The sequence below is a fragment of the Streptomyces kronopolitis genome, assembly GCF_050953795.1.
In the GTDB taxonomy this organism is placed as follows: Bacteria; Actinomycetota; Actinomycetes; order Streptomycetales; family Streptomycetaceae; genus Streptomyces; species Streptomyces kronopolitis_A.
In genome coordinates this window covers 2863518-2876124 of sequence record NZ_CP191850.1, presented here as the reverse complement: position 1 = coordinate 2876124, position 12607 = coordinate 2863518, and the positions used below count along the sequence as shown (strand labels likewise).

The 12607-nt window shown below is 74.9% G+C and carries 9 protein-coding genes; 1 reads left to right on the top strand and 8 read right to left on the bottom strand.

The window, feature by feature from the left end:
• Positions 1 to 293 precede the first annotated feature (293 nt).
• From ACQP17_RS12535 to ACQP17_RS12500, 8 genes are all read right to left on the bottom strand, one after another.
• Positions 294 to 698, bottom strand: coding sequence for a globin (locus ACQP17_RS12535; RefSeq protein ID WP_433856341.1), 405 nt, complete (start codon positions 696 to 698; stop codon positions 294 to 296).
• A 128-nt stretch (positions 699 to 826) separates the two neighbouring features.
• A complete protein-coding gene (locus ACQP17_RS12530) occupies positions 827 to 2353 on the bottom strand; it encodes an FHA domain-containing protein (RefSeq protein WP_433856340.1) in 1527 nt (508 codons plus the stop codon).
• 60 nt (positions 2354 to 2413) lie between these two features.
• A complete protein-coding gene (locus tag ACQP17_RS12525; RefSeq protein WP_433856339.1) occupies positions 2414 to 3760 on the bottom strand; it encodes a vWA domain-containing protein in 1347 nt (448 codons plus the stop codon).
• Between the two features lie 138 nt (positions 3761 to 3898).
• Positions 3899 to 5173 (bottom strand): PP2C family protein-serine/threonine phosphatase, encoded by a 1275-nt coding sequence (locus ACQP17_RS12520; RefSeq protein WP_433859895.1) that lies wholly within the window; start codon positions 5171 to 5173, stop codon positions 3899 to 3901.
• 175 nt (positions 5174 to 5348) lie between these two features.
• Positions 5349 to 7931 (bottom strand): tetratricopeptide repeat protein, encoded by a 2583-nt coding sequence (locus ACQP17_RS12515; protein WP_433856338.1) that lies wholly within the window; start codon positions 7929 to 7931, stop codon positions 5349 to 5351.
• Positions 7928 to 9253 (bottom strand): hypothetical protein, encoded by a 1326-nt coding sequence (locus tag ACQP17_RS12510; RefSeq protein WP_433856337.1) that lies wholly within the window; start codon positions 9251 to 9253, stop codon positions 7928 to 7930. Before ACQP17_RS12510 ends, ACQP17_RS12515 begins: the two co-directional genes overlap by 4 nt.
• Before the next feature lie 147 nt (positions 9254 to 9400).
• Complete coding sequence (locus ACQP17_RS12505; RefSeq protein WP_433856336.1) at positions 9401 to 10414, bottom strand: glutamate ABC transporter substrate-binding protein; 1014 nt, start codon at positions 10412 to 10414, stop codon at positions 9401 to 9403.
• Positions 10415 to 10440: 26 nt separating this feature from the next.
• Positions 10441 to 11814, bottom strand: a complete 1374-nt coding sequence (locus ACQP17_RS12500; RefSeq protein ID WP_433856335.1) for a hypothetical protein — start codon at positions 11812 to 11814, stop codon at positions 10441 to 10443.
• 411 nt (positions 11815 to 12225) lie between these two features.
• Between ACQP17_RS12500 and ACQP17_RS12495 the strand changes: the two genes are divergently transcribed.
• Positions 12226 to 12579 (top strand): hypothetical protein, encoded by a 354-nt coding sequence (locus tag ACQP17_RS12495; RefSeq protein WP_433856334.1) that lies wholly within the window; start codon positions 12226 to 12228, stop codon positions 12577 to 12579.
• The last annotated feature ends 28 nt before the right edge of the window (positions 12580 to 12607 follow it).

Genomic DNA, 12607 nt, shown 5'->3' with positions numbered 1-12607 from the left:
CGGGTCCGCAGGGCCTGCCGCGGGCCCGCGTCCCCGACCGCGCCGGAGAAGGCCGTCAGCGTCGTGAGCACGGTGGTGGTGAGCAGCACCGACAGCAACGCGGCGGTCAGCAGGAGACGGTGCGCCCGCACCCGTAAAAAGACAAAGCCGGACACGGGCCCCCCTTGCCGCACTCAATACCACACGGATGAACGAATGGTGTCAGAGGCGGGGCGCGGGGGGAGTGGGCTGTGGATAAATCCTGGCCGGAACATGGCGAGGCCGGCCGGGCACCGCTCGCTGTGAGGTGTTTCTCAGTCCGCGGTGTTGATCATCGTGGCGGCCGCGTACGTCAGGTAGTTCCACAGCTGCGTCGCGTGCGCCTCGGACAGGTCGAGGGAGTCCACGGCCTCGCGCATGTGCCGCAGCCAGGCGTCGTGAGCGGCCCGGTCGACGGTGAACGGGGCGTGCCGCATCCGCAGCCGGGGGTGTCCGCGGCCGTCGCTGTACGTGCGGGGGCCGCCCCAGTACTGCATGAGGAACAGGGCGAGCCGTTCCTCGGCCGGGCCGAGATCCTCCTCGGGGTACATCGGCCGCAGCAGCGGGTCCTCGGCGACTCCCTGGTAGAAGTGGTGCACCAGGCGCCGGAAGGTCTCCTCGCCACCGACCTGTTCGTAGAAGGTCTGCTCCTCGAGCGTGCCGTGCGGAATCTTGTTCACCCGTCCATGGTGGCAGACACCGCGGCCGAGGACTCCGGTCGTAGGCCGAAGCGGTGCCTCGGACCACAAATGCCACCGGGGCGTGATCGGTTGATCACGCCCCGGGGTCGCCGGATGCCGGCGCGGGCTCAGCCGCGGCGGACGGTCAGGGTCGTCCAGGCGCCGACGTGCACGCGGTCGCCCTCGTGCAGCGGCACCGGCACATAGGGCTGGATCGGGTCCTCGGCGAGGTTGATCGTCGTGCCGTTGGTGGAGTTCTGGTCCACCACGGCCCAGCTGCCGTCCTGCTGCTGCACCAGCAGCGCGTGCTGGTGCGAGACGCCCGGGTCCTCGGGCGTGCTGCCCAGGTCGATGTCCGGGGCCTCACCGGTGCTGTTGCGGCGCCGGCCGATCGCGATCTGGCCGTTGGCGAGCGGCAGCACCTGCTCGGGGGAGTACGCGGGCAGGTTGAGCCCCGCCGCCTCCGGGCCGCTGCGGCCCATCATCGCCATGAAGTACTCACGGTCCGGCGCTATGGCCACCACCCAGCCGTTGCCCACGACGGGCTGCGGACCCTGCGGCGGTGCAGCGGGCCCCGGGCCGGTGCCGGGACCGCCCTGCCACTGCTGGTCCGGTCCCTGCTGCGGCGGCATCTGCTGCTCGAAAGGAGCCGGCTGCTGCTCGTAGGGGCTCTGGTCCTGCGGCGGGAACGGCGCGGGCGGCTGCTGCTCGAACGGGGCCTGCGGGCCCGGACCGGGCGGCGCGGGCGCCATCGGCGGCGGCGCGGCCTGGGCGTTCGGCGGGCTCAGCGGCCAGTCGTCGGCACCCTGCTGCGGCGGCGGGCCGGGCTGACCGGCGGGGCCGGGGCCGGGCATGCCGGGCGGCGGACCGGGCTGACCGGGGTAGCCACCAGGGCCGGGCATGCCGGGGAACCCGCCCTGACCGGACCGGTCGGGGAAGCCACCCTGGCCGGGCTGGTCGGGGTAGCCGCCCGGGCCGGGCATGCCCTGCTGCTGCGGGGGCTGGGGCTGCTGGGGCTGCGGCGGCGGGAAGCCGTAGCCGTCCTGCGGACCCGGGGCCGGCGGCGGGAAGCCGTAACCGCCCTGGGGGCCCGGGGCGGCGGGCGGCGGGCCCGGCTGCTGTCCGGGCGGCGGCGCGTAGGACGTCGGGGAGTTGGTGAGGAAGTTGTAGCGGCACCCCTCGCAGAACGGCGCCATGGCCTCACGGGGCGTACCGCACTGCGGGCAGGTCTCGGACTGCCCGGCGCGGTCCGGGCCGGGGCCGGGAGCCGGGGGCGGGAAGCCGTAACCGCCCTGACCGCCCTGGGTACCGGGGCCGCCGGGACCCGGCGCGGGGGCGGGCGGCGGGAAGCCGTAGCCACCCTGACCACCCTGGCCACCGGAATTGTCGGGGCCCGGTGCGGGCGGCGGGAAGCCGTAACCGCCCTGGCCGCCCTGGTGGTCGGGCGCACCGGGGCCGCCGAAGCCGGGGCCGCCGGGCGGCGGGCCGGCCTGGCCCTGCGGCGGTGCGGGCGGTCCGGGCGGCGGTCCGGGCGGTGCGTTGAGGAATCCCGCAGGCAGGGAAGGCGGCGGGGGCACAGCGCCCGCCATCCGCTGGCCGCACACCTCGCACCAGTCTTCGGCCACTGACTGGTGGCCGCTCGGGCAGGTCGGCATGTCGGTTATTCCCCCTCCGTACCGAATTCTCTCGGTGGTACTGCTCGGTACTGATCGTGGCTATTTCTTCACGCGAACGGTTTTCGTCGAGCGGGTTTCGAGAGTCATCTCGTCCGCCTCGGCGACCGTCGTCTTCAGTCGCACAGTACCGGTCGCCGCGTCGACGACGTCCACCACCTTCGCAAGCAGTTTCGCAGTCTCCTCGTTGCCCGAGCTCCCCGCCAGCTGCACCGCGCGGCCCAGTTTCGCCAAGGCACCACCGGTATCACCCGACTTGCGCGCATCGAGCCCCTGCTGAATCGCTTGTGCCAGTTCCGCCTGCCCCGTGTAGTGCGCCACCTGCGGATTGACCGGGGTGAAGGCGGTCACGTCGTCCGTCCACACGGCCCGTACGAGCGCCTGCGACAGCGGATGCGGCGGCGGCCCGGCCGGGGCCCCGTCCGGGCCGGAGATGATCAATGACACACGGGCGGCCAGCATTTCCTGGCCGATTCCGGCCGCCGGGACGCGGACGCAGAGGTGGTAGTCGCGGGACTCGTCGCCCCACGAGCCGGTCGGATAGACCCCCGACCGCGGCCCGGACTCCCGGCGCCGGCCGGTCAAGTCCGCCACCGCCGGCGCCACTTGTCTGAGGAACACGGTCTCGGCGCCCAGCGGGGTCCACAGCCGCAGCCCGACATCGGCGATCCCCTTGGCCATCGCCGCCTCCGTCATCCGTGTGAAGTCGGCGGTCAGTCCGGCCGGATCGGCGACGATGTCGGCCGTGCCCAGGAGGGCCGCGGCGATCTGGGTGACCTCCTTGACCTCCCAGTCCGTGCCGACGCCCCGGGCGTCGCAGGTGAAGGAGCCGTGGCAGGCGTCCAGTGCGGCGCGCAGCTCCTGCGGCGACTCGTGCTCGTTGCGGCCGTCGGTGAGCAGGATGGCGTGCCGGATGCTCCCGGCGCAGGACAGCAGTTGCCCGGTCAGCCGCAGCCAGCTGCCGATGGCCGTGCCGCCGCCGGTGCGGAGCGCGCGCAGTGCTTCACCGGCCCGGGCCCGGGTGTCCGCACCGGCCACGGCCAGCCGGCCGCCGCCGGGGTAGACCTCCACGGCCCGGTGGGTACCGGCCACCACGGCGAAGCCGACCCCGTCGCGCACCGCGTCGAGGGCGGCGGCCGTCGCCTCGCGGGCGCCGCGCATCTTCGCCGGCGGATGGTCCATCGATCCGGAGCAGTCCACGATGATCACCACCCCGGCGTCGGGCCGGCCGGCGCCGCCCGCGGGCACGGGCCGACCGCCGGTCGTGCCGCCCCCGGTCGAGGTGACCGTGACGACGGCGTGCACCTCACGCCCGCCCTCGGGGAGGTAGGGGTTCTGGTACACCTCGGCGGAGAAACGTGGCACCGGGGACTTGGCGAAGTGGGCCATCCGTGGGGCTCCTTGGGACGCCGTGGCCGGCCCGCCGGTGCCCGTGATGCCTGCCGGGACCGTGGTGCGTCGTACGGGGCGCGGGGCGCGGGTGCCCGCGCCCCCCACCGGCGTCCGGCTCGTTCCGTGGTGAGCGGGTCAGGCCGATCCTGCCCGCCCGGCCGGTGCGGGGAACGGCACCAGCGCCACTGTTACGTTGTCGTGCCCGCCGCCGTCGAGCGCGTGGGTCACCAGCATCCGGGCGGCGTCCAGCGGCCGGCCGGGGGCGTCGTGCGGCAGCACCGCGGCCATCTGCTCCGCGGTCTCGGCGTAGTTCCACAGCCCGTCGGTGCACACCACCACGGTGCCGGGGCCGTCCGGCTTGAAGGTGGCGGTGTGCGGCTCGACCTCGTAGGCGTCCGCGCCGAGCCAGCCCGTGATGGCGTGGGCCCGCTCGTCGGCGTTGGCCTCCGCCTCGGACATCAGGTTGTTGGCGACCATCTGGGCGGCCCAGGAGTCGTCCTCGGTGAGCCGGGCGGGCGGCGCCGTACGGTCGTCGGGGATCCAGTAGGCGCGGCTGTCGCCGACCCAGCCGACGGTCAGCAGGCCGCCGCCGACGACCGCGCCGACGAAGGTGCAGGCCGGGGCGTTCTGCTGACGGTGCTCGTCCTGCGCGGGGGAGTCGTCGGCGACGAGGGCGTCCACCGCCGAGGCGGCCGCCAGGATGGCCTCGTGCATGGCCTGCTGGGGGTGCGTACCGCGCGGCAGGGACGCCTCCAACGCCTCGCCCGCCGCCTCGGACGCGGCGGTGGAGGCCTCGTCCGGGCGGGTCGCCGACGAGACGCCGTCGCAGACCACCGCGACCACGGCGGGGCCGCCGTCGGGCAGGGTGGTGGCCCGCAGGGCGAAGAAGTCCTCGTTGCGGTGGTGGCGGTGGCCGCGGTCGCTGACCGCCGCGATGCCGCCCACCTCGTACTCCATGTGGTCGCGGGCCGGGGGCAGGGCCTGGCCGCAGCGCAGGCAGTAGCCGTCGGCGTCCACGGCGGCGGACCGGCAGGCGGAGCACAGCGGGGTGCCGTGGGCGGGGGTACCGGTCGGTCCCGTCGCCGGGGCGGCACCGTCCACGGGCGCACCGGGCGCCGCGGCGGGTGCACCGGATTCCGTGACCGGCGCGGGGGGCTCCGCGTCCGCACCGGCGCCGCCCCCTGCCGCTCCGTATCCCGCCGCGCGCGGGTCGGCGGCGGGCGGCGGCGCGTCGGTCACCGGCGCGGGGCCGGGCACCGCCGGCGCGTGATCGGGCACCGGCGGGACGCGCCGCGGCACCGGCGGTGTGCCGGTGTCCCCGTAGGGCAGGCGGGCCTGCGGGTCGTCCGCCGGCCCGGCGGACCCGGCGTGGCCCGCACCGACGGGCGGGGCGGGCGGCACCGGAGGCATCGGGGGCGGGGGCGGCGGGGGCGGTACCGCCGGGGCGCCGGGGACGGGCGGGGCGCCGTACGCCGACGGCGCGGCGGGCGCCAGGAGCGCGGCTCCGCACCGCCCGCAGAAGTTGTCCCCCGCAGCGAGCGGTTCGTCACAGCCCGGACACCGGGACGGCCCAGTCACACCCATGTCACACCCACGTCCTGGGGCGGAAGCGGTTGGCCCGTTCCACCAGTTCGATCCTTTTCTCACCGCGCTGCGCCAGCCGTGCGAGCAGCCGGTACGACCGCTCCAGGCCGAACCGCAGCCCGCGTTCGTCCAGCGGGCTGCCGAGCAGCGACGGCGGTTCCTGCGCGGCCACCGCGCCGGGTGGCCCGGCACCGTGGCTACCGGAGAGTACCCAGTCCAGGGCGGTGCCCAGTACCTCGGTGGCCAGTCGCTCCCGGCGCTCGGCGTCCAGACCGAAGGCCGCGAGGGCCTCGGTCTGGGCGGCTGCCGCCCGCAGATCCGCCAGCAGCGGGTCACGGGCGGGGCGTTCCCGCAGCCGGGCGCGGATCGCGGCGATCCGCGCCGCGACGTAATGGATGGACGACTCCGGCACGGACTCCAGCGCCTCGACCGCGCCCGTACGGTCGCCCGCCGCCAGCCGCACCCGGGCGAGCCCGAACGCGGCGCTGACGTAACTGCGGTCGGTCGTCCACACCAGCCGGTAATACTCCACGGCGTTGTCCAGTTGCCCCAGCAGCTCGGCGCAGACGCCCAGCGCCAGCTTCGGGGCCGGCTCACCGGGGAACGCGTCGTAGACCGCGTCGAAGGCCAGCGCGGCGCCCTCGCGGTCGCCCTCCGTCAGCGCCAGCAGACCGCGGTGCCACACCACCCGCCAGTCCGCGCCGCCGTCGCCGGACCGCGGGCCACCCGGCGCGGCGGAGCCGGCCGTGAGGGCCTCCAGCGCCGACCGCGCGGCCGCGCCGTCCCCGGTCTCCAGAAGGGCGCGCAACTCCCGCAGCCGCAACTCCGGGGAGGGCTCCGGCGCGGAGCGCAGGGCGCCCAGCAATTCGGCGGGCGGCGCGGCCGGCAGTCCGGCCAGCAGCCCGGCGTGGGGGTCGCCCGGATCCACCCGCGGCACGGGGAGCGCGAGGGCGGTGGCGGTGGTGTCCAGGGGGCGCAGGGCCGGTCCGCGGCGCGCCGTCCCTTCCCCGGCGTGCGCCGCCCCGCGCCCGCCCAGCAGGGAGCTGTCGCCCTCCGCCGCCGCCATCACCTCGGCGTCGACGACGCGGAGTTCGGGCCCGAACAGCTTCGACAGCGCGGGCCGCGGCTCCGCCGCCTGGAGCGCCACCACCTCGCGCAGCACGCCCGTCAGCTGCTCGACCATCTCCTCGGCGGAGGCGAACCTGCGGGCCCGGTCGGGGTCCGTGGCGCGCACCAGCAGCCGGTAGAAGGACTCGTAGGTGCGAAACACCTCGATGTGGTCCGGATCGGGCAGCGAGTCCGCGAAGACGTTCGTGTGGCCCTGGAAGTCGAAGGTGAGGACGGCCAGGGTGCGCGCGACGGTGTAGAGGTCGGAGGCGACCGACGGGCCCAGCACGGCGATTTCGGGCGCCTGGTAGCCGATCGTGCCGTAGATCGGGCTCTCGTGGTCGTCCATCCTGCGCACCGCGCCCATGTCGATCAGCTTGAGCTGGTCGTGCTGCTGGATGGCGTTGTCGACCTTGAAATCGCAGTAGAGATAGCCGCGGCTGTGGAGATGGCCGAGCGCCTCCAGCGCCTCGATGCCGTAGGCGCAGGCCTGCGCGACCGGCAGCGGATCGCGCCTGCCCTGCGCCGTGCGCCGGTCGTTGGCGAGGTCCTTGAGCGACTTGCCGCCGACGTACTCCATGACGATGTAGCCGTCGAGGCTGCCCGTGGTCCGGTCGAGGTGCTCCACGAAGTTGTAGATCCGGACGATGTTGGCGTGCTCGATCTCGGCGAGGAAGCGCCGCTCGGACACCGCCACCGCCAGCGCCTCCTCGTCGCCGGTGTCCAGCAGGCCCTTGAGCACCACCCACCGGTCGGAGACGGCGTGGTCGGTCGCCAGATAGATCCAGCCGAGCCCGCCGTGCGCCAGGCAGCCCACGACCTCGTACTGGTCGTGCACGAGTTCCCCGGGGCGGAGCTTGGGCACGAAGCTGTAGGGCTGCCCGCACTTGGCGCAGAAGCCCTCCGTGCGGCCCGGCTGCTCGCCGCGCCCCCGGCCGACCGGCGCGCCGCACTCCGTACGGCTGCAGAACCGCTTGCGCTCGGGGACCTCCGGGTGCGCCAGCACGGCCGTCGCCGGATCGGGCCGCGGCACCTCCGGGACCGCGACCAGGCCCGCGCCGAGCCGCCCGCGCACGGAACCGGAGGACGGGCCGCTGCCCCCGGGGTGCACCGACACCGCCGGCACCCCGCGCCCCGGGGCACCGCCGGACGGGGGCGTCAGCCGCCCCGGCACCGAACGGCGCGAGGGCCCCGAGCCGGACCGTGCCGTGCGGCCGGAAGGCGCCGTTCCGCCCGAACCCGGGGCGGGGGAGGGGACCGTCAGCAGGGCACCGGCCGCCTCGCGGGCGGCGGCGGTGTCCGTCGGGGCCATCGGCACCCGGCCCGTCAGACCCGTGGGCGGCGAGGACAGCAGGCCGCCCGGTGAGACCACCGGCGCCAGCCCGCACAGATCGCAGTACAGCTCGCCGCCGCCGACGTCCTCGTACCTGCCCGCGCAGTCCCGCCGCTGGCAGTGCTCCTCGGCCGGCATGGTCATGACTCCCCCCTCCCCTCCAGCTGCGGCGCGGCCAGCGCCTCCACCGCGGCCTGCTGATAGCGCCGCACCGCCTGCCCGGCCGCCCGCAGATCGCACGGCGCGCTCCACAGCATCCGGCGTGCCAGGTCGTAGCGCTCGATCAGCAGCGGATCGGCGGCCATGCCGTGACGTGCGAGCTTGGCGCGGTAGGCATCCAGCCGGCCGCGCAGCTCGGCGCGCACCGCCAGCGGCGCGGTCACCGCCGTCAACGACTCGCGGGCACGGTGGAGTTCCTCCTCCGCTTCGTCCTCCAGGCTCTCCAGCAGGGGCGACAGCCGGTGCCACTGCGCCCGTCTGCGGTAGTCGGCGGCCGCCGCCAGCTGTTCGTGCAGTGCCGCCGACGGGCCGCTGACCGCGGGTACCTCCGACGCGGCGATCTTCGCCAGCACCTCGCCGCGGGCCTGCCGCGCCTCGGTCAGGGTGCGGTCCGCCCGCGACAGCACGTCACGCAGCTGCATCAGCCGCCGCTCGGCGTCCTGCCGGACGTCCAGCACCGCGGCGACCTCCCGCCGGATGTCCTCCAGCGCCCGGGCCGCACGGTCGTAGCGCCCGGTGTCCGGGCGGCCGCCGCCGGGCGCCGAACTCCCCGTCGACGACGACACCCAGAAGGCCAGCGGGTCCTCGATCACCCGGGCGCGCAGCCGCAGGAGTTCGCCGGTGATCCGCTCCAGATCGTCGCCCGCCGGGTGTTCCCCGGGGCGCACGCCCACGGAATGCGCCAGCGACCGGGTCCGCTGCAGCTCGGCCGACAGCAGATCTATCCGGGCCGGCAGCGTCGACCAGACGGCGTCGGCGGTGACGATGACGTCCAGCGACCGCGCGTACAGCCCGTTCATCCGCTCGACGAGCCCGACCAGGCTGAACCGCTCACCGGGCCCGGCCGGCCCGTCCCCGGGGCCGCCGTCCGCCGCGGCCGCGCCCGGCACCGTCACCACCTCGCCGTGCAGCAGCTCCCTCAGCTCCGCCAGCTCCTGCGCCGAGGGCCAGCGGCGCCGGGTCCGCAGTGCGCGCGCCTGCTCCAACGCCGCGGTGTACGCGTCGAACAGGGACCACAGGACCGTGATGGACCGCTCCGCGGCGGCCCAGCGTTCCTTGGTGGTGCCGGTCAGGTCGGCGCCCTCCAGGAGCCGGCGTCCCGCGTGGTCCTGCAACGCGAGCAGCGAGGTCTCGATCGCCTCGTACTCGGCACCGAACCGGTCCAGGGCACGATCCACCTCTTCCCGGTCCGGCGCCGGGGCATCGGTCCTCCCCGGCGTGCCGGGGAAGGGTCCAGGGACCCCCATCGATCACCTCTCCAATACGCGTACGGTGCACGGCGTTTGCTGCGGCGTCCGGCCGCCGCGGTCAGCTCCTCCCGGTCTGCCTCCATAGTGACGCCATCGGACCACTTCATGGGGCGATCATCCGCCGTACACCGCTCCTTGGGGCGATCAGTCGCTGTACTCCGGCGACGGCGGCCCCGATATGCCCGGCAGGTCGGCCTTCAGCCACTTGCGGTACGCCCGCATCCAGGGGCTGTCGTCGCTGCCGTCGTCCCGGTAGTCGTCCAGCACCTTGTTGACCCGCCGCACCAGGTCCGTGTCGCCCTTGTTCATCGCCACGCCGTACGGCTCGTCGGTGAACGGACTGCCCTTGAGCTCCACCGTCGGATCCTGGGCGGTCTGCGCCGCGGCCAGCGCGTTGTCCGTGACCACCGCGTCGGCCTCGCCCAGCTGGAGCCGCACCAGGCAGTCGAGTTGATTGGGCATCGTCAGCACCGTGGCGCCGTGCCGCTGCCGGCGCAGCGCGCTCTCGCCCGTCGAACCCGCGGCCGTGCACACCCGCTTGCCCCGCAGCGAGTCGTCGAACGCCGTGATGTGCGACGCCTTGGGGGCCAGCACCTGCTGCCCCGCCTGGAAGTACGCGGTGGAGAACGCGACCTGCGCCTTGCGCGCACAGTTGATCGTCATCGTGCGCACCACCAGGTCGACGCTGTGCCGCTGGAGCGCCGGTACCCGCTCGGCGGTCGGCACCGCCTTGAAGACGACATCGGGGTCCGGCCCCAGGATGTCCCGGGCGATCGCCCACACCAGGTCGATGTCGAAGCCCGCCAGCTTGCCGGTGGCCGGGTCGCGGTAGCCCCAGCGGTAGGTGTTCTGGTCGACCCCGACGACCAGTTGGCCCTTCTCCTTGATCCGCGAGACCGCCAGCCCGTCCGCCGACGACGGCCGCAGGCTCTCGGCGGCGTTGCCCACGGTGCACCGTGCGGCGGCCGGTACCGCTCCCGGGCGGGGCGCGCCGTGCGGCGCCGCGGGCGCGGACGCGCCGTGCCGGACGGGCTCCGCGCGCCCGGACGCGTGCCCCAGCGCCGGCACCAGGACGGCGGCGGCCGCTGCCATCACGCACATGCCCGAGGCGACCGGTGCCATGACGGCACGCAGATTCCTCAGCCCTCGCGCGCGCATCGGCTTCTCCCCCTCACCAGGCCCCCTCACCGGTACTCCGCCAGTCTGCGCCCGATCCCCAGTACGGCGCCCGCCGCGCCCAGCGCCGCCAGGACCCCGGCGCCCACCGGCAGTCCGGCCAGGGCGCCGCGGCCCGCGTCCGCCGACGACCGGAACTGCGCCTGCTCGTGCTCCAGTGCCTGCTGGAGCCCGGCCGCCACCCGGTCGAACGACGCGCCCGTGGACCCGTACGGGCCGATCACCTTGGCCAGCGCCCCCTCGTAGTCCCCCTTGTCGTCGGCCGCCCGCGCCTGTGTGTGCCGTACCTGCCACTGCCGTACCTGCGTCAGCGCGGCCCGCACCGGGCGCCGCCCGGCCTCGTCGTCCGCCAGCGCCAGCGCCGCCCCCAGCCGGCTGTGCGCCGAGGCCGCGCCGTGTTCACCCGGGCCCGCGAGGTCCGCCATCCCCGAACGGAAACCGGTCTCGTAGAAGTCCTGCCGGGCGGCGGTCAGCACCGCGCCGCGCGCCACCAGCGTCAGATTCTCGTCCCCGCGCGCCTGGAGCGCGTCGATCCGCGCCTCGTTGAGCACCCGCAGCGACCGGGCGCCGTGCTCGTAGGACGCGGTCAGCTCCGCCCGCGCCGTCATATGGCCCGCCACCAGCCACAGCAGCACCGCGACGGAGGCCGCCGTGGCGGCCAGCAGCCCGCGGTTGAAGACCCGGTTGGTTCGCAGGTAATGCCGCCGCTGGGCCCACCCCAGCGCACCGATCGCCAGCGCACCGGTCGCGAGGGCGTACCACGGCCAGGCCTTGGCCTTGTCGTAGTCCGCGGTCAGCCGGTCCGACTCCGCGTCGTACAACGCCCGGGCGGCCGGCAGGAGTTCCGTGCGCATCTGGTTGTTGGCGTACCGCAGATAGGCGCCGCCCAGCGGAAGCCCCTGCCGGTTGTTCGCCCGCGCCGTCTCGACCAGGCCGGTGTAGCGCGGCAGCAGGCTGTTGAGCCTGGCCATCTGGGTGGCGGCGCCGTCCGTGCCCCGGCCGTTCGCCGAGGCCTTGACCAGCAGCGCGGACGCCGTCGCGACATCGCGGGCATACCGCTCACGCGTCGTGCCGCTCTCCTCGCCGCCGGCCAGGAAACCCACCGCGGCCGTCGTATCGGCGTCCGCCAGCGAACGGTAGATGCTCGCTGCGTCCGAGGTCAGGGGCTGACTGTGGGTCACCACATCATCGGCTGCCGCCGCCCGGTTCGAGACCTGCCAGGCCGTGACCGCGCCGAACACCACGACCAGCAGGGCCAGTACGGCCCCGATCACCCGCAGCCGCCCGGGCTCGGTGGTCGCCGCGGCGCGTACCTCGTCCAGGCCCTCGGCCCAGGCCGTCCTGCGCCGCGGCACGGGCGGCGAGACGGTGCTGGTCGCCACGGATCCTCCCCCTGGTCGCTGACTGCCGGACGGCCTCCGCGCCCGCGCCGGGCGCGCTCACGCGAAGGACTGGTGCATGGGCAGCAGTATGGCCGCAGCCGCTGACACCCACACCGCAAATGCCCTGATCTTGTTCGGATCGCGACCGGCGGCGAGGGGGTGCGGGGCCGGTCACGGCCGTCGGACTTTTCGTGGCCGCGCACCGCTGCCGCCGCCGCTCCGCGTCGTTCCCCGAGTGCTCCGCACGGCCGCGACGGCGCATTCCACTCTCCACGCCCCCTTCTTCGCTCCCACGCGCCGCTGTCCGGGCGCTCGCTGTCGATTACGCTGAGTGACGAAGGGTGGTTCTCGCCCCTCGCCCCTCGCCACCGGCACGGCTCCCTGCCGCGCCCGACGCTCGGAGGAATGCTCATGTCTCGCTGGAAAAGGCCTCTCACCCGGTCCGCGACCACCTCGTCCGACGACCCGGCCGATTCTCGCACCCCCGCAACGGCCAGCGGTTTCCTGACCATTGGCGAGACGACCTACATCGACCCCGAGGGCAGTTACCCCCTCGACCACCGCGCGGACGGCTCCGCCACCCTCGTCATCAACGACACCGACCACGACATCATCATCGTCACGGAACGCAATAGTCACCATTCCCCCGCTCCGCCGGGCGACCTGGCCGCCCAGCCCCCAGCTCCCGCCCGCACCGCGGGCCTCGTCCTGGCCCCGGGCGAGCGCACGGAGACGAGAGAAGGGGACAGCGTGCGCGTCGGGTGAGGGACGCCGGTCGGAGACGACCGCCCCT

Bases quoted from the DNA above. Each gene is read 5' to 3' on its own strand.
- ACQP17_RS12530 (WP_433856340.1), bottom strand. From the start codon at position 2,353: ATGCCGACCTGCCCGAGCGGCCACCAGTCAGTGGCCGAAGACTGGTGC.
- ACQP17_RS12525 (WP_433856339.1), bottom strand. From the start codon at position 3,760: ATGGCCCACTTCGCCAAGTCCCCGGTGCCACGTTTCTCCGCCGAGGTG.
- ACQP17_RS12520 (WP_433859895.1), bottom strand. From the start codon at position 5,173: ATGCCTCCGGTGCCGCCCGCCCCGCCCGTCGGTGCGGGCCACGCCGGG.
- ACQP17_RS12515 (WP_433856338.1), bottom strand. From the start codon at position 7,931: ATGACCATGCCGGCCGAGGAGCACTGCCAGCGGCGGGACTGCGCGGGC.
- ACQP17_RS12510 (WP_433856337.1), bottom strand. From the start codon at position 9,253: ATGGGGGTCCCTGGACCCTTCCCCGGCACGCCGGGGAGGACCGATGCC.
- ACQP17_RS12505 (WP_433856336.1), bottom strand. From the start codon at position 10,414: ATGCGCGCGCGAGGGCTGAGGAATCTGCGTGCCGTCATGGCACCGGTC.
- ACQP17_RS12495 (WP_433856334.1), top strand. From the start codon at position 12,226: ATGTCTCGCTGGAAAAGGCCTCTCACCCGGTCCGCGACCACCTCGTCC.